The 19,975-nt window shown below is 72.0% G+C and carries 21 protein-coding genes; 11 read left to right on the top strand and 10 right to left on the bottom strand.

Annotated elements, in window-relative coordinates; all coding sequences use genetic code 11:
- Positions 1-51 precede the first annotated feature (51 nt).
- Positions 52-1,269, top strand: a complete 1,218-nt coding sequence (locus tag ACZ7L6_RS00855; protein ID WP_471919789.1) for an alpha/beta hydrolase — start codon at positions 52-54, stop codon at positions 1,267-1,269.
- 4 nt (positions 1,270-1,273) lie between these two features.
- Here the strand turns inward: ACZ7L6_RS00855 and ACZ7L6_RS00850 are convergent, their stop codons facing one another.
- Positions 1,274-2,392, bottom strand: a complete 1,119-nt coding sequence (locus ACZ7L6_RS00850; RefSeq protein WP_471920578.1) for a glycerate kinase — start codon at positions 2,390-2,392, stop codon at positions 1,274-1,276.
- A 235-nt stretch (positions 2,393-2,627) separates the two neighbouring features.
- Here ACZ7L6_RS00850 and ACZ7L6_RS00845 point away from each other — a divergent pair, with 235 nt between their 5' ends.
- Positions 2,628-3,761 carry an ADP-ribosylglycohydrolase family protein gene (locus ACZ7L6_RS00845; protein WP_471919788.1) on the top strand — a complete coding sequence of 378 codons (1,134 nt, stop codon included), beginning with the start codon at positions 2,628-2,630 and terminating at the stop codon, positions 3,759-3,761.
- Between the two features lie 39 nt (positions 3,762-3,800).
- A complete protein-coding gene (locus ACZ7L6_RS00840; protein ID WP_471919787.1) occupies positions 3,801-4,295 on the top strand; it encodes an NUDIX domain-containing protein in 495 nt (164 codons plus the stop codon).
- 24 nt (positions 4,296-4,319) lie between these two features.
- Here the strand turns inward: ACZ7L6_RS00840 and ACZ7L6_RS00835 are convergent, their stop codons facing one another.
- Positions 4,320-4,520 (bottom strand): DUF2191 domain-containing protein, encoded by a 201-nt coding sequence (locus ACZ7L6_RS00835; protein WP_471919786.1) that lies wholly within the window; start codon positions 4,518-4,520, stop codon positions 4,320-4,322.
- A gap of 77 nt (positions 4,521-4,597) precedes the next feature.
- Here ACZ7L6_RS00835 and ACZ7L6_RS00830 point away from each other — a divergent pair, with 77 nt between their 5' ends.
- Together ACZ7L6_RS00830 and ACZ7L6_RS00825 are read left to right on the top strand one after the other, a co-directional pair.
- Positions 4,598-5,323, top strand: coding sequence for an SIR2 family NAD-dependent protein deacylase (locus ACZ7L6_RS00830; protein WP_471919785.1), 726 nt, complete (start codon positions 4,598-4,600; stop codon positions 5,321-5,323).
- A 45-nt stretch (positions 5,324-5,368) separates the two neighbouring features.
- Complete coding sequence (locus ACZ7L6_RS00825; RefSeq protein WP_471919784.1) at positions 5,369-5,737, top strand: VOC family protein; 369 nt, start codon at positions 5,369-5,371, stop codon at positions 5,735-5,737.
- A 10-nt stretch (positions 5,738-5,747) separates the two neighbouring features.
- Here ACZ7L6_RS00825 and ACZ7L6_RS00820 read toward each other — a convergent pair whose 3' ends face one another.
- Positions 5,748-6,230 (bottom strand): methylated-DNA--[protein]-cysteine S-methyltransferase, encoded by a 483-nt coding sequence (locus ACZ7L6_RS00820; RefSeq protein ID WP_471919783.1) that lies wholly within the window; start codon positions 6,228-6,230, stop codon positions 5,748-5,750.
- 9 nt (positions 6,231-6,239) lie between these two features.
- Complete coding sequence (locus ACZ7L6_RS00815; protein WP_471919782.1) at positions 6,240-7,721, bottom strand: DNA-3-methyladenine glycosylase 2 family protein; 1,482 nt, start codon at positions 7,719-7,721, stop codon at positions 6,240-6,242.
- A gap of 151 nt (positions 7,722-7,872) precedes the next feature.
- On the opposite strand from ACZ7L6_RS00815, the gene ACZ7L6_RS00810 reads away from it, so the two are divergent.
- The gene (locus ACZ7L6_RS00810) at positions 7,873-8,235 is read left to right on the top strand and encodes an ArsR/SmtB family transcription factor (protein WP_471919781.1); all 363 of its coding nucleotides are present in this window, start codon (positions 7,873-7,875) and stop codon (positions 8,233-8,235) included.
- Positions 8,236-8,244: 9 nt separating this feature from the next.
- Here the strand turns inward: ACZ7L6_RS00810 and ACZ7L6_RS00805 are convergent, their stop codons facing one another.
- Both ACZ7L6_RS00805 and ACZ7L6_RS00800 read right to left on the bottom strand, forming a co-directional pair.
- Positions 8,245-8,685 (bottom strand): hypothetical protein, encoded by a 441-nt coding sequence (locus ACZ7L6_RS00805; protein WP_471919780.1) that lies wholly within the window; start codon positions 8,683-8,685, stop codon positions 8,245-8,247.
- Between the two features lie 32 nt (positions 8,686-8,717).
- Positions 8,718-10,259: an FAD-dependent monooxygenase gene (locus ACZ7L6_RS00800; protein ID WP_471919779.1), complete on the bottom strand. Its 1,542-nt coding sequence runs from the start codon at positions 10,257-10,259 to the stop codon at positions 8,718-8,720.
- A 215-nt stretch (positions 10,260-10,474) separates the two neighbouring features.
- Here ACZ7L6_RS00800 and lanKC point away from each other — a divergent pair, with 215 nt between their 5' ends.
- From lanKC to ACZ7L6_RS00780, 4 genes are all read left to right on the top strand, one after another.
- Positions 10,475-13,105 carry a class III lanthionine synthetase LanKC gene (lanKC, locus tag ACZ7L6_RS00795; protein ID WP_471920577.1) on the top strand — a complete coding sequence of 877 codons (2,631 nt, stop codon included), beginning with the start codon at positions 10,475-10,477 and terminating at the stop codon, positions 13,103-13,105.
- A 15-nt stretch (positions 13,106-13,120) separates the two neighbouring features.
- A complete protein-coding gene (locus tag ACZ7L6_RS00790) occupies positions 13,121-13,264 on the top strand; it encodes a SapB/AmfS family lanthipeptide (protein WP_471919778.1) in 144 nt (47 codons plus the stop codon).
- Positions 13,265-13,421: 157 nt separating this feature from the next.
- Positions 13,422-15,143, top strand: coding sequence for an ABC transporter ATP-binding protein (locus ACZ7L6_RS00785; RefSeq protein WP_471919777.1), 1,722 nt, complete (start codon positions 13,422-13,424; stop codon positions 15,141-15,143).
- 2 nt (positions 15,144-15,145) lie between these two features.
- Entirely contained in the window at positions 15,146-17,092 is a 1,947-nt protein-coding gene (locus ACZ7L6_RS00780; protein ID WP_471920576.1) for an ATP-binding cassette domain-containing protein, read from the top strand.
- On the opposite strand, the gene ACZ7L6_RS00775 is transcribed toward ACZ7L6_RS00780, so the two are convergent.
- Together ACZ7L6_RS00775 and ACZ7L6_RS00770 are read right to left on the bottom strand one after the other, a co-directional pair.
- Positions 17,061-17,666 carry a response regulator transcription factor gene (locus ACZ7L6_RS00775; RefSeq protein WP_471919776.1) on the bottom strand — a complete coding sequence of 202 codons (606 nt, stop codon included), beginning with the start codon at positions 17,664-17,666 and terminating at the stop codon, positions 17,061-17,063. The genes ACZ7L6_RS00780 and ACZ7L6_RS00775 overlap by 32 nt on opposite strands.
- Positions 17,667-17,877: 211 nt before the next feature.
- Entirely contained in the window at positions 17,878-18,210 is a 333-nt protein-coding gene (locus tag ACZ7L6_RS00770; RefSeq protein WP_471919775.1) for a zinc-binding dehydrogenase, read from the bottom strand.
- Between the two features lie 127 nt (positions 18,211-18,337).
- Here ACZ7L6_RS00770 and ACZ7L6_RS00765 point away from each other — a divergent pair, with 127 nt between their 5' ends.
- Positions 18,338-18,508: a hypothetical protein gene (locus tag ACZ7L6_RS00765; RefSeq protein WP_471919774.1), complete on the top strand. Its 171-nt coding sequence runs from the start codon at positions 18,338-18,340 to the stop codon at positions 18,506-18,508.
- Between the two features lie 136 nt (positions 18,509-18,644).
- On the opposite strand, the gene ACZ7L6_RS00760 is transcribed toward ACZ7L6_RS00765, so the two are convergent.
- Positions 18,645-19,154, bottom strand: coding sequence for an O-acetyl-ADP-ribose deacetylase (locus ACZ7L6_RS00760; RefSeq protein WP_471919773.1), 510 nt, complete (start codon positions 19,152-19,154; stop codon positions 18,645-18,647).
- A gap of 140 nt (positions 19,155-19,294) precedes the next feature.
- Entirely contained in the window at positions 19,295-19,945 is a 651-nt protein-coding gene (locus ACZ7L6_RS00755; protein WP_471919772.1) for a cytochrome P450 family protein, read from the bottom strand.
- Positions 19,946-19,975: the final 30 nt, after the last annotated feature.

Here is a 19,975-nt window from a genome sequence, read left to right as displayed (position 1 = left end):
AATGGTGGCAAAACGCAGCATTCGCCTCATTCAACCAACCGGGAGATGACCATGACCACCGCAACCGCCGCGCAGGATCACATGGTCCCGCACACCTCGAAGATCCCGGCGAACTACGGCGATCCCGTCGAGCTGTTCGTACGGGAGTACAACGGCACCCCGGACGGAGAGGAGCGCGAGCCGGTCCTGATGCTGCACGGCAGAAGCGGGCCGGCGCTCACGGCGTTCGACCCGTACATCACTGGCGGGGGACACGCCGACCGGTACAGCTGGGCGCAGTACCTGGCCAAGGAGAACTACGACGTGTTCATCATGGACCTGCAGGGTTCAGGACGGTCGACACGCCCGAAGATGGACGACCCGTGCAACGCCAACCCGGCACAGCAGCACCAGCTCCTGGTGCCGAACCCCCTCTCGGACGAGTGCGACCCTCACTACCCGTCCCAGCTGGGCAATGCAGACAGTGAATGGGCCGAGCTGGACACGGTGGTCCGCTTCATCTGGAACAAGTGCGGGCAGGAAACGAAGATCCGCTTCGTCGGCTGGTCCGCGGCCGCGTTCGTCATGGGGCCCTACACCCTCCAGCACCCGGGCCACGTCGAAAGCCTGCTCCTGCTCGCCCCGATCTTCCCGCCGAGGGGACGGTGGTCGAAGCAGACGGCGCATCCCTTCGACCCTCCTCCCGGCGTGAACCTGCCCGTGAACACCCCGGCGTCTCAGTTCGGCTTCCCGATGCACCTCACCAGCAGGCGCGGCTTCTCCGCGAGCATGGGCGGCAACCCCGTCCTCTGGGAGCCCGGCATCGCGGACAAGCTGTGGCAGATCGTCATGGAGAACGACGCCACCGGCAGCAAGTGGGGTCCCGACACCTCCCCCGGTGTCCCGGAGGGGGTCTTGCGGTTCCGGAACACCTACTGGTGGGGCTGGAACGAGCAGACTGTGCCGCACGAGGGCCCGGACGACGTGTTCGTACTCGGCGAGCGGGTCCCCGTGCTCATCGTCTACGGGGAGCAGGACCGTACCGCCAACACCTCCCCGACCAGCCCGGACGACCTGTACTTCTCCGTCCCGGCGCTCTACGCGGCCATCGAAGGACCAAAGAAGCTGATGTTCTGCCTGGAGGGTTCGGCCCACCAACCGATGTGGGAGCTCACGGCCAAGACCCTGCACCACATGTCGAAGCAGTGGTTCAAGAACGGCAGGGTGCAGGGCCGCGAGACCGGTAGTTACTTCAGGGAGATCGACGGGAACCTCAACCCCGTGCCCTGACCGGTCAGACCAGGAAGTCCCGCCCGATCCGCTCGGCCACCCGCTCCAGAATCGGCCCGGCATCCGCGATGCACTTCGCCACGTCCGGCTCGACCTCCGTCAGCGGGTACGCCCGGCGGATCCCCGCCCGGCCCAGCGCCTCCGGCTGCAGCGCGAGGCGGCCGCACACCGCCACGACCTCCTTGCCCGCGGCGCGGGCCGCGGCGGCCACCCCCGCCGGAGCCTTGCCGTGCAGGGTCTGCTCGTCCAGGGAGCCCTCGCCGGTGATGACCAGGTCGGCCCGTTCCAGGGCGGGCGCGAAGCCCAGGACGTCGAGCATGACCTCGATGCCGGGGCGGAAGCGGGCACTGAGGAGGAGGGCGCCGTAGCCGATGCCGCCCGCGGCGCCGGCGCCGGGTGCGGCGGCGTACTCGGCGGCCTTGGGGCCGACCGCTTCCTCCAGCACCTTCGCGTAGTGCCCCAGGGCCGCGTCCAGCGTCCGCACGTCGTCCGGCGAGGCGCCCTTCTGCGGGCCGTACACCGCCGGCGCGCCCTTCGGGCCGGTCAGCGGGTTGTCGACGTCACTGGCGAGGACCAGTTCCACCGCGGCCAGCCGGGGATCGAGGTTCGACAGATCCGCCGTGGCCAGGTCGCCCAGGCCGCCACCGCCCGGCGCCACCGGCTCGCCGTCCGCGTCCAGGAGACGCGCGCCCAGCGCGGTCAGCATTCCGGCGCCGCCGTCCGTCGTCGCGCTGCCGCCGACGCCGAACACGATCGTGCGGGCACCCGCGTCGAGGGCGGCGCGCAGCAGCTCGCCGGAGCCGTACGTGGAGGCCGTCAGCGGCGCGAAGACGCCCGCGGGGAGCCGCTGCAGGCCGCTCGCCTCCGCCATCTCCACGACCGCCGTGTCGCCGCGCAGCGCGAACGCCGCCGTCACCTCGTCCCCGAGGGGCCCGGCGACCCGTACCTCCCGCCGCTCGAACCCGGCCGCGACCGCCGCGTCCACGGTCCCGTCGCCGCCGTCGGCCACCGGCATGGCCTCGACCTCGAGGCCCGGCACGACCCGGCGCAGACCGGCCGTCACCCGCTCGGCGACCTGCACGGCCGTGAGCGAGCCCTTGAACTTGTCCGCGGCGATGAGCACCCTTCGGGCACCGTTCACTGCAGCGTCCGCCACCTTGTCTTCCCCTTGCTCTCCGGGCCCCGTACACGTCGGGGCCAGTCGCGCCGCTGCGACCTTAACCGGAGGACGCCCCTGCCGTCATGCGCTGCCCGGACCCTGAGAACGCCGTACGCGCGCCCCACGGACGTCCTGCGCGCCCCCTGTGCAGACGGCCGAACCCCGCGCGAACGCCCCCGGAATTGGGTAAACCGGTCCTATGACCCCTGTGGGCACTGAGCCAGAGCTCGCCGACCGCATTCTCGGGGGCTGGCTGGGCCGGATCGCGGGCAACATGCTCGGCAAGCCGGTCGAGCAGGGCGACCTGTGGACGCGGGACCGTATCGACCGCTATCTGCGGCAGGCCGCCGCCCTGCCTCTCACCGACTATCTCCCCGAGCCGATCAGCGAGAGCGACGGCTTCGAGCTGCGCCCCGAGTGGCGCCAGTGCGTACGCGGCCGGATCCACGGCAGCTGCCGCGACGACGACGTCGACTACGCGATTCTCGGCCTGGACCTGCTGGAGACGCACGGCTTCGGCTTCAGCACCGAGCAGGTCGGGGACCTGTGGCTGCTGCGGCTGCCGTACCTGCAGACCTTCACGGCGGAGCGGGCCGCGTACCGCAACCTCGCGAACGGTCTGAAACCGCCACTCACCGCGACGTACGACAACCCGTACCAGGAGTGGATCGGCGCCCTCATCCGCGCCGACATCTACGGCTGGACCTGCCCGGGCGCCCCGCGCCGCGCCGCCTCCCTGGCCCGCCGGGACGCGGTGCTGTCGCACACCGGCAACGGCGTGTACGGCGCGATGTGGGCGGCGGCGCTGATCTCGGCGGCGTTCACGGCGTCCACGATCCGCGAGGCCGTCGACCAGGCGCTCGCGGTCATCCCGGCGAGCAGCCGCCTCGCCCGCACCGTACGCCGGGTCGTCTCGCTCCACGACACCCGGATGACCTGGGAGGACACGCTCACCACCCTCACCGAGGAGACCGTGGGGCTCGGCTGGATCCACACCATCCCGAACGCCGCCGTGCTCACCGCCGGGCTCCTGTACGGCGACGGTGACTTCACCCGCACCATCACGCTCACCGTCCGCGGCGGCCTGGACACCGACTCCAACGGGGCGACCGCCGGTTCGGTCGCGGGGGTGCTGACGGGGGCGGCGGCGATCCCGGACCAGTGGACCGAGCCGCTGGAGGACACGGTCCGCAGTGCGGTCTTCGGGTTCGACGGGGTGCGGATCAGCGAGCTGGCGGAGCGGACGGTGCGGCTGGCCGAGGCGGAGTCGCAGGCAGCGGCGGAGGTCCGGGCGACGGTGCGCCGGGGGGACGCCTCCCTGCGCGGGGCGTGAGGCCGGTGCGCGGCTGTGCGGGCTGGTTACCCTTCCCCAATGACCACCACGCAGGACTTCGCCACGTATATCGCGGGTCTCCCCCGTGTTCTCGCCGGTGCCGCCGCCCTCTTCCGGGACGAGGAGGGCCGCGTGCTGCTCGTGGAGCCCAACTACCGTGAGGGCTGGGCGCTTCCGGGCGGCACGATCGAGTCCGACGACGGCGAGACCCCGCGGCAGGGCGCGCGCCGTGAGACGGCCGAGGAGATCGGCCTGGACCGGGAGCTCGGCCGGCTGCTCGCGGTGGACTGGGTGCACGGGACGGGGCGGCCCCCGCTGGTGGCGTATCTGTACGACGGCGGGGTCCTCGGCGAGGACGACTTCAAGGCGATCCGGCTGCAGGAGGAGGAGCTGCTGTCCTGGCGGGTCGTGGCCCCACAGGACGTGGCGGAGTACCTGCCCGGCTCCCTCGGCCGCCGGGTGCTGGCCGCGCTGGAGGTGCTGGCGGACGGCGGGGGGACGGTGGAGCTGGAGAACGGCCACCGGGTGGGTTGACCGGGCCGGCCCGGACGCGTGTGCTCAGCCCTCGACGTCCCGCGGCTTCACGTCGGTCACGCGCAGCGCCTCGTCGCGTTCGGCGACCCGGGCCTCGGTGCGGTGACCGCGCTCGATGTAGTCGCGTACGACGAGTTCGACGGCGTCCTGAGGATTGCCCACCCCCGCGAGAACCATGACTTCCACGACGAGTTCGGCATCGAGCGACACGCTGACCTTGGCCATGCGGGGACGCTAGCACTCCATCGGCCGTTCGAATATCCACTCGCCGCCCCCGCAGCGCCCGTCCTACCCTCGGCAACATGACCAAGCCCCTCGTCGCCCTCCTCACCGGCGCCGGTATCTCCACCGACTCCGGTATCCCCGACTACCGCGGGCCGAACGGACTGTGGCGGCGGGACCCGGAGGCCGAGAAGCTCGTGACCTACGAGTACTACATGGGCGATCCGGAGATCCGGCGGCGCTCGTGGCAGATGCGGCGGAAGAACCGCACGCTGAAGGCCGAGCCGAACGCGGCGCACCTCGCCGTCGCCGAGCTGGAGCGGTCGGGCGTGCCGGTGCGGGTGATCACGCAGAACGTGGACGGGCTGCACCAGCTCGCCGGGATGCCCGCCCGCAAGGTGCTCGAACTGCACGGCAGCGCGCGCAGTGTCCTCTGCACGAACTGTCACGCGCGCGGGCCGATGGAGGACGCCCTCGCCCGCGTGGCGGCCGGTGAGGAGGATCCGCCCTGCCTGGAGTGCGGTGGGATCCTGAAGTCGGCGACGGTGATGTTCGGCGAACGGCTCGATCCGGTGGTCCTCGGTGAGGCGGTCGCGATCAGCAAGGCGTGCCAGGTGTTCATCGCCGTCGGCAGCAGCCTGCAGGTGCAGCCCGCCGCCGGGCTCGCGGGCGTCGCCGCCGACCACGGCGCCCGGCTGATCATCGTCAACGCCGAGCCGACGCCGTACGACGAACTCGCGGACGAGGTGATCCGGGAGCCGATCGGCACCGCGCTGCCGAAGCTGCTGCGCGGGCTCGGTGGGTAGAAAAGTCTGCTGCGCGGGCTCGGTGAGTGGATCAGAATCCGTTCCATGACTTCTGCGATTCGCCATGTGACGATCGACTCCGCCGACGCCTATCGGCTCGCCGGCTTCTGGTCCCAGGTGCTGGGCCTGCCCGTGCACCCGGACGACAAGCCAGGAGACGAGGACGCCCTGATCGAGGGCGCGGGTCTCCTGTTCGTCACCGTCCCGGAGCCCAAGACCGTCAAGAACCGGGTGCACCTGGACCTCCAGCCGCAGGACCGCACCCGGGACGAGGAGGTCGAGCGGCTCCTCGCCCTCGGCGCCACCCTGGTGGACGACCGCCGCAACCCGGACGGCACGGGCTGGGCGGTCCTCTCCGATCCGGAGGGCAATGAGTTCTGCGTGGAGCGCGGGGCGGCGGAGCGGGCCGGCTGAGCCATCAGGCTCAGAACAGTGCCGTTCCGCTCTCGAAGTCCAGCAGGCGCTGCTTGCGGTCCAGGCCGCCGCCGTATCCGGTGAGGCTGCCGTTCGCGCCGACGACGCGGTGGCAGGGGACGATGATGCCGATCGGGTTCCTGCCGTTGGCGAGGCCCACGGCTCGGGAGGCGGTGGGGTTGCCGAGGGCGTCGGCCAGGTCGCCGTAGGAGCGGGTCTCGCCGTACGGGATCTTGCGGAGCTGGTCCCAGACGCTGCGCTGGAACGGCGTTCCGTGCAGGCGCAGTTCGAGGGTGAACTCCTTCAGCTCGCCTGCGAAATAGGCCTCCAGCTGGTCCTCCGCCTCCGCGAAGGAGGACTCGTCGCGGGCGCCGAAGGTTTCCTCGGGTGGGCGGTGGCGTTGGTCGGTCATGTAGAGACCGCACAGGACGCCGTCCTCGGCGACGAGGGTCAGGGGGCCGTACGGACTGTCGATGACGGTGTGCCGGCGCATGGAAGCTCCTCAGACTGGAAGGAAGTTGATCGGGTGGCTGTCCGTCGCCCACAGGTACTGGACGGCGTACGCCCGCCAGGGGCGCCAGGCCGACGCGCGTGCCGTCAGCGCGGCGGGCGTGGAAGGCAGGCCCAGCTCCCCAGCCGCGCGCCGGATGCCGAGGTCGGTCGGGAGGAAGGCGTCGGGGTCGCCGAGGGCGCGCATCGCGATGACGTCGACCGTCCACGGGCCGAAGCCGGGGAGGGCGAGCAGGCGGGCGCGGGCCTCCTCCCAGTCGCTCTCCACCCCCAAGTGGAGGGTTCCGTCGGCCAGTTGGCGGACCAGTGTGGTGAAGGTCGTCCGGCGGGTGCGGGGCATCGCCAGTGACTCCGGGTCGACGGAGGCCAGCGCTTCGGGTGACGGGAAGAGGTGGGTGAGGCCGCCCTCGGGGTCGTCGATCTTTTCGCCGTGGGCGGTGACCAGACGGGCGGCGTGCGTGCGGGCAGCTGCCGTGGAGACCTGCTGGCCGAGGACCGCCCGTACGGCGAACTCGGCCTCGTCCACCGTGCGCGGAACCCGGCGGCCGGGCGTCTTGTCGACCAGGGGTGCGAGGAGCGGATCGGTGCGCAACTGGTCGTCGATCGCGACCGGATCGGCGTCCAGGTCGAGCATCCGGCGGCAGCGGCTGATCGCGACGGTCAGATCGCGCAGGTCGCTGAGGGTGAGGCGGCAGGCGATGTGGTCGGGCTGCGGGGTGAGGGCCACGATGCCGTGGCCGTACGGCAGCCGGAGCGTGCGCCGGTAGGCGCCGTCCCGCCACTCCTCGACCCCGGGTACGGCGGTCGCCGCGAGGTGGCCGAAGAGGTTGTCGGGGTTGAGGGGGGCGCGGAACGGCAGGCGCAGGGTCAGGGCGCCGGCGGTGGTGCCGGGGTTGCTGCGGGGCGCGCGGGCGCGCAGGTCGGTCGGGGAGAGGGCGAAGACCTCGCGCACGGTGTCGTTGAAGGTGCGGATGGAGGCGAAACCGGCCGCGAAGGCGATGTCCGCCATCGGCAGGGGCGTCGTCTCGATGAGGAGGCGGGCCGCCTGGGCGCGCTGGGCGCGGGCCAGGGCGAGCGGGCCCGCGCCCAGTTCGGCGAGGAGTTGGCGTTCGATCTGCCGGGTGCTGTAGCCGAGGCGGGCGGCGAGGCCGGGCACGCCCTCGCGGTCGACCACGCCGTCGGCGATCAGCCGCATCGCGCGGGCCACGAGGTCGGCCCGCTGGTTCCACTCCGGGGAGCCGGGGCTGGTGTCGGGGCGGCAGCGCTTGCAGGCCCGGAAGCCGGCCTGCTGGCAGGCGGCCGCGCTCGGATAGAACCGCATGTTCTGCGGCTTGGGAGCGACCACCGGGCAGCTGGGCCGGCAGTAGATCCCGGTCGTGACGACCGCCGTGAAGAACCAGCCGTCGAAGCGGGCGTCCTTGGACTGGACGGCGCGCACGCAGCGCTCGGTGTCGGTGTGCATCCCCTTCTGCATGCGTCCAGCATCGACCACCTGCCGGGCCGGGGCTGGCGAGAATCCGACATCAACCTGGGCTGTCCTGGTGTCCGGCGGATCACTGAGGACATCGAAGCCAATACATGAAGAGACATTCATGCGTTCATGTGCGATGGGTAAGATACCGCTCATGGGTCATGGAGCCGTCACCGCCGCGCAGGACGCCACCGAGCGCGTACGTCTGGACGCGGCCAACGTCGCCAAGGTGGCCACCACCCTCCAGGCCCTCTCCACCCCGTCCCGGCTGCTGATCCTGGCGCGCCTGCGCGAGGGGCCGCTGCCGGCCACCGAGTTGGCGGCGGAGGTGGGCATGGAGCAGTCCGCCTGCTCGCACCAGCTGCGGTTGCTGCGCAATCTCGGCCTGGTGGTGGGCGAACGGCGCGGCCGGTCGGTGGTGTACGCGCTGCACGACCACCATGTCGCCGAGCTGCTCGACCAGGCCGTGTACCACGTCGAGCATCTGCGGCTCGGGATCAGCGACGCGGCCGAGTGACCGTCCGCGTCAGGAGGTTCCCCGCAACTCCTGGATGGTTCCGCCCAGTCGGGGCCGGAGCTGCTCCAGCAGCTTCGGTTTCGCGCTGACCACCCAGCGGGTGCCGACGAGGTACTTGCCGCCGTACACGGCGGCCGCGTCCAGCCAGGTCAGTTTGTACTTCTCCTGCGGGAACGTGGTGATGAGGTAGTCGCCCTTCTCCGAGTGGCAGACGCCCTCACGCAGTTCGTCCGCCTCGGTCCGGATCTTGACCTCGCAGCCCGCCAGGTCGGCGATGACCTCGACCTTCGCCGGTGCCACGACGCCGGCCACGGTGGCGGAGACGTTCGTCGGGGTGCTCTTGGCGGCGGTTCCCTTGTCCTCACCCGCGCCGCAGGCGGTGGCCAGAAGCAGGAGGACCAGACCGCCGACTGTCGCGATGCTTGCCTTGGTTCGTCGGTGTGACTCCACGCAGAGTCGTACGGATCAACGTCGGGCGCCGTTCATCTCGCCTGCCCCGTCGGCGCGTTCGGCAGCCAGCGATCCGCGTACACCCGCAGCCCCGCCAGCTCGGCACCGCGCGTGACGTAACCGAGGTGGCCGTCCGGGCGTACGAGTCCCTGGGCGACGCCCGGCCAGGGACCGCGGTCGTCGAGGCGGTGCACGGTGATCAGGTCGGTCCGTCCGGCCAGGACGGGGGCGAGCCGCTGGTCCGGCCAGAGGCCCGGCGGGCCGGTCAGAAGCAGGTGCCAGCCGGGGGCGGCGATCCGCTCCTGGAGCCCGCGCGGCCGGTCGGGCAGCCGGTCGCCGGCCCGGGGGCCGCGGCGGGGCGGTCGGGTGCCCGTGGCCGAGGCGGGGCTGCGGCGGTAGTGGATGCCGAGTTCGGAGACGGTGCGGAAGGCCCACCCCCGGGGTGCCGTCGCGCGCACCGCCAACGGGGCCAGACGCGGGACGAGTCGGGCTCGGGCGAACCGCAGGACGGGGTGAGGGCTGGTGCCGACGACGAACGCGCGGTCGGTGAACCGCCGTACGTGCCGGCCGACCGGAGCGCGCTCCATGCCGTACGTGTCCAGCAGGTCCTCCGGTGCGGCGCCCCGGCACACGAGGGCCAGCTTCCAGCCCAGGTTGAGGGCGTCCTGGATGCCGGTGTTCATGCCCTGCGCCCCGGCCGGACTGTGGATGTGGGCCGCGTCGCCCGCCAGGAAGAAGGGCCCCGACCGGTATCGGGCGGCACCGCGGTTGTGGAGCCGGAAGTCGGTCATCCAGACGGGATCCCGCAGGACCAGCCCCTTTGCACCGTACCGATCGGCGATCCGTTGCAGCAGCGGCACCGTCACCTCGCCGTCCGGGGCGTCGGACGGCCGCATGGCGAGCATCCGCCAGGGCGCCGGCGAGCCCAGCGGGAAGAAGAACAGCATCCCGGCCCCGGTCATGTACGAGTGCACGGCGCCCGGTTCCAGCCCGTCCACCTCCAGGTCGGCGAGCAGGTACGTCTGCGGGTAGGCGTAGCCCTCGAAGCCGATGCCCGCCCGGTCACGCACGGTGCTGTGGGCGCCGTCGCAGCCGACGACGTAGCGCGCCTCGACGACTTCCTCCACCCCGTCCCGGCCCCGCAGCCGGCACACGACGTGCGGGCCCTGCCGCTCCAGCCCGACCACCTCGGTGCCGCGTTCGACCGACACGTCCCGCGCGCTCAGGTGCTCGCCGAGGACCCTCTCCGTCTCGGCCTGCGCGAGGAACAGCAGGAAGGGGTACGGGGTGTCGGGCAGCCCGATGTCGAACAGCGGTACCGAGACCGTGCGCCGGGCCAGGTGCAGGCGCAGCTGCATCGCGGGGTTGCCGCGGGCCACCAGCCGGTCGGTGACACCGAAACCCGCCAGGGCCTCCAGGGTGCGGGGCTGGATGCCGAGTGCCCGGGACTCGTGTACGCGGTCGAGGGAGCGGTCGACGATGCGGAACTTGCCGCTGTGGGCGCGCAGTTGCGCGGCGAGGGCGAGCCCCGTGGGGCCCGCGCCCACCACCAGCACATCCAGAGGTGCGGTCATGTGTCCACGGTAGAAGCTCACGGGGACGGGCCTTCGTTCTTCCCGGCTGTGCGGGGACGGTCCTCCCGGTTCTGCGGAGACAGTCTCACCACAGATGCGGGACAAACGGTGGTATTCGGCGGCGGGCGGCGTCTGCAATGCTCGGTAGTGATCCCGGGTGAACGTTCCCCATGAACTCCGAATACGGTCCTCGGACCACTGGAGCCCCCGTGGACATGCGCTACGAGGCCTATTGCCTCATCGACCCGGATTTCTACGACACCCCCACGCGTGCGAAGGGGCAGGGCGACGACTTCGAACTGGCCCTCTGTCCGGCTCCGGACGGGTGGGTGCGGTCGGATCTCGGCAGCTGGGTGGTGTTCACCCCCGAGGGCGTGGCCCTTCCCGCACAGGGCTGGAAGATCCACGTATCGGCGTGCCTCGACGACGCGGGGGACACCCTGGCCGCCGTATGGGACTACTGCGTCCCCCGCCGGATCGCCTTCAAGTTCCTCCACAGCGCGGACAGTCTGCTCCTGGCCAATGCGAAGTACGCCCCCCGTGAATCCAGCGGCAAGTTCGTGACGATCTATCCGGTGGACGAGGCCCAGCTCGCGATGGTCCTCCACGAGCTGGGCTCCGTTCTGACGGGCCGACCGGGCCCCTACGTCCTCAGTGATCTGCGCTGGGGATCCGGTCCGCTGTACGTCCGGTACGGAGGGTTCGCCATCAGGACCTGTGTGTCCCCGGACGGGGAGCTGGTGCCGGCGATCGAGGACGCGTCCGGCCGGCTCGTGCCCGATGTGCGCGGACCCGCGTTCCGGATGCCGGACTGGGTGACGCTGCCCTCTTTCCTCGAACCCCACCTCACCGCACGGAACAGCACGACCGTCGCCGACCTGCCGTACCGCATCGACGGCGCCCTGCACTTCTCCAACGGGGGTGGGCTCTACACCGGCCAGGACACGCGGACGGGACGGCGGGTCGTGCTCAAGGAGGCCCGGCCGTACGCGGGTCTCACACTGGACGGCGCGGACGCCGTGACCAGGCAACGCCGTGAGCGGGAAGCCCTCGAACGGCTGCGCGGGCTCGACTGCGTGCCCGCTCTGCTCGACCACTTCGTCCTGGGTGAGCATCACTTCCTGGTCGAGGAGTTCGTGGAAGGGCCGACGCTCAACAGCCTCTTCGTCGACCGGTGTCCCCTGGTCCTTCCGGAAAGCGAGGACATGGACACCGAGGCCTACACCTCGTGGGTACTCGACATGCTGGAGAAGGTCGAGCGCGCCGTCGACGCCGTGCACGGGAGGGGCATGATCATCGGCGATCTTCATGCCGACAACATGCTGGTCCGCCCCGACGGGCGGGTGGTGCTGATCGACTTCGAGGGCGCGGCGGACGTGACCGACCGGCGGGATCAGCGCCTCGCCGCCCCCGGGTTCGTGGTCCCGAGCGGCCGGACCGGTGTCGACATCGACCGCTACGCCCTGGCCTGCCTGCGCTTCTTCCTGTTCCTGCCGCTCACCGGCCTGTTCCCGCTCGACGCCGGAAAGGCACGGCAGTTCGCCGACGACATCGCGCGGACCTTCCCGGTTCCCCGCGGATACTTCGACGAGGCGGTCCGAGTGATCGACGGCAAGGGTGCCGGCGGCTCTTCGGCAGGCTCCGGCACGCCCGGATGGCTGGTACCGGACCACGAAGGCTGGGTACGCACCCGCGAGTCCATGACCGAGGGCATCCTGGCGGCCGCCACACCGGACCGTGACGACCGGCTCTTCCCGGGCGATGTCGAGCAGTTCGCCACGCCGGGCGGGGGCCTGGGCATCGCGCACGGCGCGGCGGGCGTGCTGTACGCCCTGGACGCGGTCGGCGTCGGCCGGCACCCGGACCACGAGGAGTGGCTCGTCCGGCATGCACTGCACCCCGAGCCCGGGATGCGCCTCGGCTTCTACGACGGACTGCACGGCATCGCCTACGTGCTCGACCACCTCGGCCACCGCGACGTGGCGATGAAGGTCCTCGACATGGCTCTGGGCGAGCAGTGGCAGCAGCTGGGGTCCGACCTGTACGGCGGCCTGGCGGGCATCGGCCTGAACCTTCAGCACTTCGCCGCGGCCACCGGTGACCCCGCGCTGCGGGAGGCGGCCTTCTCGGTGGCGGGCATCGTCGCCGACCGGCTGGGACCGGCCGACGGGACGGCGGACGATGCTTTCCCGGTCGACGACTCCTTCCCGTCCGCCGGGCTGCTGCGCGGCGCGACCGGGCCCGCCCTGATGTTCCTGCGGCTGCACGAGTACACCGGCGACCCGGAGTTCCTCGACCTGGCCGACCGGGCGCTCCGTCAGGACCTGAACCGCTGTGTCGTGCGCGAAGGCGGGGCCATGGAAGTCGACGAGGGCTGGCGGACCCTGCCGTACCTGGGAGTCGGCAGTGCGGGGATCGGCCTCGTGCTCGACGACTACCTCGTCCACCGCGCGGACGCCGCCCTCCACGAGACCGCGGCCGCAGCGATCCGCAAGGCAACCGCGGCCCGGTTCTTCATCCAGTCCGGGCTCTTCCAGGGGATGGCCGGGATGATCCTCTCCCTCAGCCGACCGCATCCGCCGGGCACGGCCGCACAGCGGGACCCCGTGGTCGCCCTGCACATACGCCGTCTGTCCCGGCACGCGCTCAGCTACCAGGGCCACCTGGCGTTCCCCGGCGATCAGCTGATGCGGCTCTCCACCGACCTGGCCACCGGCAGCGCGGGCGTCCTGCTCGCCGTGGGCTCCGCGCTGCACGACAACCCCGTGCGACTGCCGTTCCTCGCCCCCAGCGACCGGCGGAACGCGTCGCGCGGCCCCATACCCCCGTCCCCACGAGGTCAGTGAGGGAGGTGAACACCCATGACAGTCCTGGAACTGCAGACTCTGGACCCCACTGTCGCTACTGGCGGTGGCAAGCCCCCGAAGAGGCACAGCAACTTCAGCATCACACTGTGTGACGGAGGGGCAAGCAACCTCAGCCTGCTGCTCTGCAGCGGCAAGTAGCGGTTCCACGCGGGGACGCCACGTGCGTCCCCGCCACGCCGTTCCCTTCGCCACCGCGCGAATCCCTACCGCACGAACCCCTCCCGACGAATCCATCCCGCACGATCCGTCCCGTACGACCGGGACGACCGGGACGACCGGGACGACCGGAGGAGCCATGACCCTTGGCGCGGCGGATCGCCTGCTGCTGGCGTCGGCCCGGCGCGGCGGTGTCTGGGTCGGCGTCACGGTGGTCACCTCGTTGCTGCTCACCGGCGCCTCCCTCGCGCTGCCGGCCGTCATGGGCCGCACGCTCGACGCCGTACTGAGCGGGGCCGACGCGGCGTGGTGGATGACCTTCACCGGCTTGCTGATCTTCGTCCTGGTGGCCGTCGACGCCGTGGACGATCTCGTCGGGCAGATCGCCGAGGCCCGGTCGACCGCCTGGCTGCGGCACACCCTGCTGGGGCATGTGCTGGCGCTGGGCACCCGGGCCACCCGCAGGTTCACACCGGGAGACCTGGTCAGCCGCCTGGTCGGCAACACCGCCCGGACCGGGAACAGCGCGTCGGGCCTGGTGTGGGTCGTCATGGGTCTCGTCCCTCCGATCGGCGCGATCGTCGCCCTGGCGCTCATCGACCCCTGGCTGTGCCTCACCTTCCTGGCCGGGATGCCGCTCGTGGTTCTCCTCGTACGTGCCTTCCTGCGCGACATCTCCGACGCCAACGAGGGCTACTTCCGCGTGCAGGGCACCATCGCCGCACGACTCGTCGACGCTCTCGGCGGAATCCGGACGATCACCGCGGCCCGGACCGTGGACCGCGAGACACGCCGTGTCCTCGCGCCCCTTCCCGAGCTGCGTCGACACGGGATGGGCGCGTGGGACGCGATCGCACGGGTCTCGGCGCGCGGAGATCTGGTCGTCCCCCTGCTGATCGTCGCCGTGCTGGCGGTGGCCGGCCTGGGACTGTCACAGGGCAGGATCACGCCCGGCGACATGCTCGCCGCGAGCGAGTACGTCGTCATGGCGGCCGGTATCGGCGGAGTGCTGTCGTCGCTGAACCAGCTGGCCCAGGCCCGTACGACCGCCGGGCGGATCACCGAGGTGCTCGCCGAACCGCCCGTGGCGTACGGCCACGAGCGCCTTCCTGAAGGCCCCGGACGGCTGGAGTTCCGGCACGTGACCGTCCAGGGGACGGATCGGCCCGTGCTCCAGGACATCGGCCTGGTCGTCCCCGGCGGCGCTCTCGTCGCCGTCGTGGGCCGGTCCGGGGCCGGCAAGTCGCTGCTGGCGGCGCTGGCGGGACGCCTCGTCGACCCCGATGAAGGCGAGGTGCTGCTCGACGGCGTGCCGCTGCGCCTCCTCGACCGGGAGCAGATCAGGAGGGCGGTGGCGTACGGCTTCGAGCGCCCGGTGCTGCTCGGCGAGACCTTCGCCGACGCCATCGGGTTCGGGCCGCGCACGCCGTCCGCCGAGGAGTTGCTGGCGCAGGCCACGGCGGCCCGGGCCGACGCGTTCATCCGCCACATGCCGGCCGGCTACGCGAGCCGCGTCGCCGACACCCCGGTCTCCGGCGGCGAGGCGCAGCGGGTCGGGCTGGCCCGGGCCTTCGTCCAGGCCGAACGGGTCCTCGTGCTCGACGACGTGGCCGCCAGCCTGGACACGGTGACCGAGCACCACATCAGCCAGGTGCTGACCGGTGCGCTCGCCGACCGGACGCGGATCGTCGTGACGCACCGGGCCTCCACGGCGGCACGGGCGGACCTCGTGGTCTGGCTGGCCGACGGCGGAGTCCGGGGCCGGGCATCGCATCGCGCGCTGTGGGCGGATCCCGAGTACCGAGCCACGTTCCAGCCGTCCTCCCTCACCGCGGCCGAGACAGTGGGGGGCCCACGGTGAAGATGCGGTCCGTCCAGATTCTGCGCTCCTCGCTCAGCCGCCGACGCCGGGAGTACGGCCGCCTCGTGGCCTGGTCACTGGTGCAGGCCGCGCCCGCCGTCCTCTCCGGGTGGATCGTGGCCCGCGCCGTCGACCACGGCTTCCTGGCCGACCGGCCCGCCACCGGCTTCCTCTGGCTGGCCGCGCTGGCGGGCGCCTTCCTCGTCGGAGCCTGGGGCACCCGGCACGCCACGCTGGGGCTGGCCTCGCTCATCGAACCGTTCCGGGACGAACTGGTCACCCTCGTGACCACGGGCACGCTGCACCGGTCCGCCCGGCTGGGCGCGCCGGCCGACACCGCCGGCGTGGCCCGGCTCACCGAGCACGTGGAACGGGCCCGGGACGCCTACGGCGCGATCGTGCTGTTCGTCCAGGGGTTCCTGGTCACCACCGTGGGCGTGTCCGTGGGCCTGGCCGGCCTCGACCCCGTGCTGCTCGCCCTCGTCCTGCCTCCGCTGCTGATCGGCCTCGCCCTGTTCGCCGCCTCGCTCCGGGCGATGGCCGCACGGCAGCGGGAGGTCATCCTGGCGGACGAGCGCATCGCCGAGAGCACGAGCGCCCTGACCGGAGGACTGCGGGACGTGGTGGCCTGCGGTGCCGAGGACCGCGTACGGGCCGGGACGGGTGCGCAGGTCGACGCCGCGGCCCGGGCGACCGTGTCGCTGGCGCGGCTCACCGCCGTACGGACCGCCGCGCTGGGTGTCAGCGGCTGGGTCCCCCTCCTGCTGATCCTGCTCTCGGCACCCTGGCTGGTGCGCAACGGGGTGACGGCCGGGGCGATTCTCGGGGCGGTGACCTATGTGTCGCAGGCCCTCCAACCTGCCCTGCAGGGCTTCGTCCAGGGACTCGGCAGCAGCGGGCTGTGGCTGCTGGTCACCGTCGGCCGGATGGCCGAGATCGCGGCGGAGCCGGACCGAGCCGGGACGGCGGAGCCGGACCGAGCCGAGACGGCGGAACCCGAGGCCGCCGCGGCCAGGGCCGCCGACACCGCTGAGGCCGGAAACGGCTCCGCGAAGTGGCACACGCCGGTACGCCCCGGCGGCGCCTGCGTGGAGGCACGCGGTCTCACCTTCGCTTACGCCCAGTCCGCGGAGCCGGTGATCCGCGACATGGACCTCGTCCTGTGCCCGGGCGAGCACCTCGCCGTCGTCGGGCCGAGCGGCGCCGGAAAGTCGACCCTCGCCGCACTGATCGCGGGGGTGCTCGAACCGCAGGCGGGGCAGGTGCGCCTCGACGACGTGCCGGCCCTCGCCCTGGGTGCCGGCGACGACCTGGCCCGGCATCGTGTGCTCATCCCGCAGGAGGCGTACGTCTTCGCCGGCACGCTGGAGGAGAACCTCACCTACTTGGCACCGGGCGCCGGCCAGGCGGAGGTGGAGACGGCGGTGCGAGCCGTGGGCGCGACGCCGCTCGTGGAGCGTCTCGGCGGCTACGACGCACAACTGGACCCACGGGACCTCTCGGCCGGGGAGCGCCAGCTCGTCGCCCTGGCCCGGGCCCTGCTTCCGGCGCCGCGGCTGGCGCTGCTGGACGAGGCGACCTGCCACCTCGACCCCGTCGCCGAGGCGGTTGCCGAGGATGCGTTCGCCCGCCGTCCGGGCACGCTGATCGTCGTCGCCCACCGCATCAGTTCGGCGCTGCGGGCCGACCGGATCCTGGTCATGGACGGTACGCGGGTCTGCCTCGGCACCCACGAGGACCTGACCGCCCGCTCGGCCCTCTACCGTGACCTGGTCGGCCACTGGGGCGCGGCGAACGCGTTCCCGGTCCCGGTCGGGTCGATCACTCGTACGGGACGGGTACGGGGCGCGGTCCGGGTGGTCCTGCGGCTCGCCGCTCAGTTCCGGACGGTCCGGACGGCCCCGACGGTCCGGGCGGTCACACCCAGCCCGACTCCTTGGCGATCCTGATGGCGTCGATCCGATTGCGTCCGCCCGTCTTCCTGGTGATCGCCGACAGATGGTTGCGGACCGTGGCCACGGACAGGGACAACCGCTCGGCGATCTCGCGTATGGGCGTGCCGTCGGCGGTCAGGCGCAGGATCTCGACGTCCCGCGAGGTCAGCGGGTTCTCGCCCGCGTCGAGCGCGACCAGGGCGAACTCCGGGTCGATGAACCGCTGCCCCCGGACCAGCTTGCGGACGCCGTGGACCAAGCGGTCCGCCGGGGCGTTCGTGCTGATCACCCCGGCTGCATGCAGGTCGAGGATGCGGCGCAGCCGCTCGGGTGTCGTCGAGGCCATCAGCAGCAGCATCCGGCAGTCCGGCAGCCGCGCCCTCAGGTCGCGCCGCGCGGCGACCTCCTCGCCCTCCTTGGAGTCGACGTCGATCACGACCACGTCGGGGCGGCACCTCAGTGCCCGCGCGAGGGCCTCACCGTCGCCTTCGGCTTCGGCGACGACTTCGATGTCCTCTTCGCGAGACAGCAGAGCGGCGACGGCTCCCCGCATGAGGCGGGCTTTCTCGACGAGAAGAACGCGGATCAATGTCGCTCCCACTGGGCGCTACGCGGCCTGCCCTGGCACCTCACCCTGCGTGCCGCAGTCTTCGAACGCCTTCGGAGCCAATTATCCGGCCGCTCCACGATCAGCGCACATGCGCGGCGCACTCCACGCACGCCCGCTCGCCGGTGATGGATGTCCTCGTACGCGAAGGGATCGTGCGCGAAGGGTGCGGCTGTGACCGCTGAACCCTCGCTCAGAAGGTGAGCACCAGCCGTCCCCGAAGGCCGCCCGCCTCCAGCAGCCGGTGGGCTTCGAGGGCCTGCTCGGCCGGGAGGGTCCGAACGACGACCCGGGCGGTGAGCCGGCCTCGCTCGGCCAGTTGCCGGAGCCGGTCGAGCTTGGCGTGTCCCGTTGCGTACCGCGGCACGAACGTGTGCTGGATCATGATGCCGCGCTCACCGACCCCCGGGCCGCCGCCGACCGACGTCGTCACCCTCCCGCCGTCGCGCACCGCGCGGGCGGCGACCTCGGCGAGGCCCGCGGTGTCGACGAGCCCGTCGGCACCGTCGGGCACCTCCTCGCGCACCAGCTCCGGGAACTCGGTTCCCGAGGGAGTACGACGTCGGCGACGAGGTCCTTCACCAGCTGCTCGTCCTGCGCCGCCGCGTCGGCGATCACCCGCAACCCGTCCGCCTTGGCCGGCCCTCGAGGCGATGCCGCGGCTCGCCGCCGGTCTCGATGCCGAACCGGAGATCGTCGAGTGGCTGCGCCAGGAGTACGAAGCCCACCTGTCGACCGTACGGGCCACAAGCGCGGGCGCCGCCGATGACGACCCGGTACTGCGTCGGCACCAGGACTATGTCGCGCTGCGCCTGGCCTCATAGGCCACAAACGCGCCACCGTCGTCCACCTCCGCGACGAACGGCGCATCGACGACACCGTCCTGCGCCGTCTGCAGACCGCCCTAGACGCAGAGGAGGTCCGCCTGTCCGGAAGCGCGCCGGTCGAGTGACCTCTCGATTACCGGAGTTGGGCGGCGAACGCCTCGTACGCCCGCTCGTCGAAGAGGACGAACCGGACCTCTTCGACCGCCGTGTCCGTGGCCCGCACCGTCTCCACCGCGATCCGGGCGGCGTCCTCCATCGGCCAGCCGTAGATACCGGCGGAGACGGCGGGAAACGCGACCGTGCGCGCACCGAGCTCGTCCGCCACCCGCAGCGACTCCCGATAGCAGGAGGCCAGCAACTCCAACCGGTCCTCCTCTTGGCTGAAACGCGGCCCCACCGTGTGGATCACCCACCGCGCGTCCAGTTCCCCCGCCGTCGTGGCGACCGCCTTCCCGGTCGGCAGGCCCTTGCCGTAGTGCGAGGCGCGCAGCTTGCGGCAGTCGGCGAGGATCGCGGGGCCGCCGCGGCGGTGGATCGCGCCGTCGACTCCTCCCCCGCCGAGGAGGGAGGAGTTGGCGGCGTTGACGATCGCGTCGGCGCTCTCTCGGGTGATGTCGCCCTGAACGAGCCGGATGGTGGTCATGACTGCCTCTATATCAGCTCCATCGGCTCCCTCAGCTGTGTCGCGCAGCCGGCCACCGCGGGTTCACCGCCAGGCGACCGGCAGCGAGCGCACCCCGTGGACCGTGCTCGTGGAGAGGGCCAGCGACTCCGCTGGGGCCGTCATGCGCAGGCCCGGGAGCCTGCGGAACAGGGTGGACAGGCCCAGGCGGAGCTCGGCGCGGGCCAGCGACTGGCGCGGATGCGGACCCCCGACAGCTCCACGTCCTCCGTGGCGACCCGTCGTGTCCCGGCGTGGATGACGGTCAGATGGCGCAGGAGTTCCTCCACGGCTCCCGGCCACAGGGACTCGTCGGCGCGCAGGGCGTCGAGCTGGGCGCGGTTCTCCAGCAGGGCCACCACGGCCAGCGGGAACATGTTCGCTGCGGTCTCGTGGCCCGCGATGAGCAGGAGCGAGACCATGCCGGTGGCCTCGTCGTGGGTGGCTTCGCCGGTCGCCACGCGGTCCCTCGCCAGCCGGGAGATCAGGTCGTCAGCGGGTTCGTGCGCCCGCCGTTCGATGAGGGCGCGCAGATAGCCGTACAGCGCCATGCGGGCGGCCATCGCCTCGGCCGGGTCGCCGGCGACGCTGGTGAGGGCGCCGACACGCCGGGGCAGGTCGTCGGCGTACGGGTCGAGGTGGTTGTGGTCGAGGGTGAAGGCGACGCCGTCATAGCCGAGATCGGCCAGTACGACGAGGACGTCGCTCAGCCGGTGGTTCGTGAAGCCGTTGGTGCCGTAGCCGAACTTGAGGGGGGTGGGGGGAGGTCTCATGGTGCCGGTTCCTCACACGGAGGTGGTGGG

Source organism: Streptomyces sp. NPDC107522 (assembly GCF_055657525.1).
Note: the sequence above shows the minus strand (reverse complement) of the source record. Positions and strands in the feature narration are given on the sequence as shown.

Excerpts from the sequence above, each read along its gene's own strand:
- ACZ7L6_RS00760 (WP_471919773.1), bottom strand. The coding sequence starts at position 19,154 with ATGACCACCATCCGGCTCGTTCAGGGCGACATCACCCGAGAGAGCGCC.
- ACZ7L6_RS00840 (WP_471919787.1), top strand. The coding sequence starts at position 3,801 with ATGACCACCACGCAGGACTTCGCCACGTATATCGCGGGTCTCCCCCGT.
- ACZ7L6_RS00820 (WP_471919783.1), bottom strand. The coding sequence starts at position 6,230 with ATGCGCCGGCACACCGTCATCGACAGTCCGTACGGCCCCCTGACCCTC.
- ACZ7L6_RS00780 (WP_471920576.1), top strand. The coding sequence starts at position 15,146 with ATGCGGTCCGTCCAGATTCTGCGCTCCTCGCTCAGCCGCCGACGCCGG.
- ACZ7L6_RS00810 (WP_471919781.1), top strand. The coding sequence starts at position 7,873 with ATGGGTCATGGAGCCGTCACCGCCGCGCAGGACGCCACCGAGCGCGTA.
- ACZ7L6_RS00825 (WP_471919784.1), top strand. The coding sequence starts at position 5,369 with ATGACTTCTGCGATTCGCCATGTGACGATCGACTCCGCCGACGCCTAT.
- ACZ7L6_RS00830 (WP_471919785.1), top strand. The coding sequence starts at position 4,598 with ATGACCAAGCCCCTCGTCGCCCTCCTCACCGGCGCCGGTATCTCCACC.
- ACZ7L6_RS00855 (WP_471919789.1), top strand. The coding sequence starts at position 52 with ATGACCACCGCAACCGCCGCGCAGGATCACATGGTCCCGCACACCTCG.
- ACZ7L6_RS00765 (WP_471919774.1), top strand. The coding sequence starts at position 18,338 with ATGCCGCGGCTCGCCGCCGGTCTCGATGCCGAACCGGAGATCGTCGAG.
- lanKC (WP_471920577.1), top strand. The coding sequence starts at position 10,475 with ATGCGCTACGAGGCCTATTGCCTCATCGACCCGGATTTCTACGACACC.
- ACZ7L6_RS00815 (WP_471919782.1), bottom strand. The coding sequence starts at position 7,721 with ATGCAGAAGGGGATGCACACCGACACCGAGCGCTGCGTGCGCGCCGTC.
- ACZ7L6_RS00800 (WP_471919779.1), bottom strand. The coding sequence starts at position 10,259 with ATGACCGCACCTCTGGATGTGCTGGTGGTGGGCGCGGGCCCCACGGGG.
- ACZ7L6_RS00835 (WP_471919786.1), bottom strand. The coding sequence starts at position 4,520 with ATGGCCAAGGTCAGCGTGTCGCTCGATGCCGAACTCGTCGTGGAAGTC.
- ACZ7L6_RS00755 (WP_471919772.1), bottom strand. The coding sequence starts at position 19,945 with ATGAGACCTCCCCCCACCCCCCTCAAGTTCGGCTACGGCACCAACGGC.
- ACZ7L6_RS00785 (WP_471919777.1), top strand. The coding sequence starts at position 13,422 with ATGACCCTTGGCGCGGCGGATCGCCTGCTGCTGGCGTCGGCCCGGCGC.
- ACZ7L6_RS00790 (WP_471919778.1), top strand. The coding sequence starts at position 13,121 with ATGACAGTCCTGGAACTGCAGACTCTGGACCCCACTGTCGCTACTGGC.
- ACZ7L6_RS00845 (WP_471919788.1), top strand. The coding sequence starts at position 2,628 with ATGACCCCTGTGGGCACTGAGCCAGAGCTCGCCGACCGCATTCTCGGG.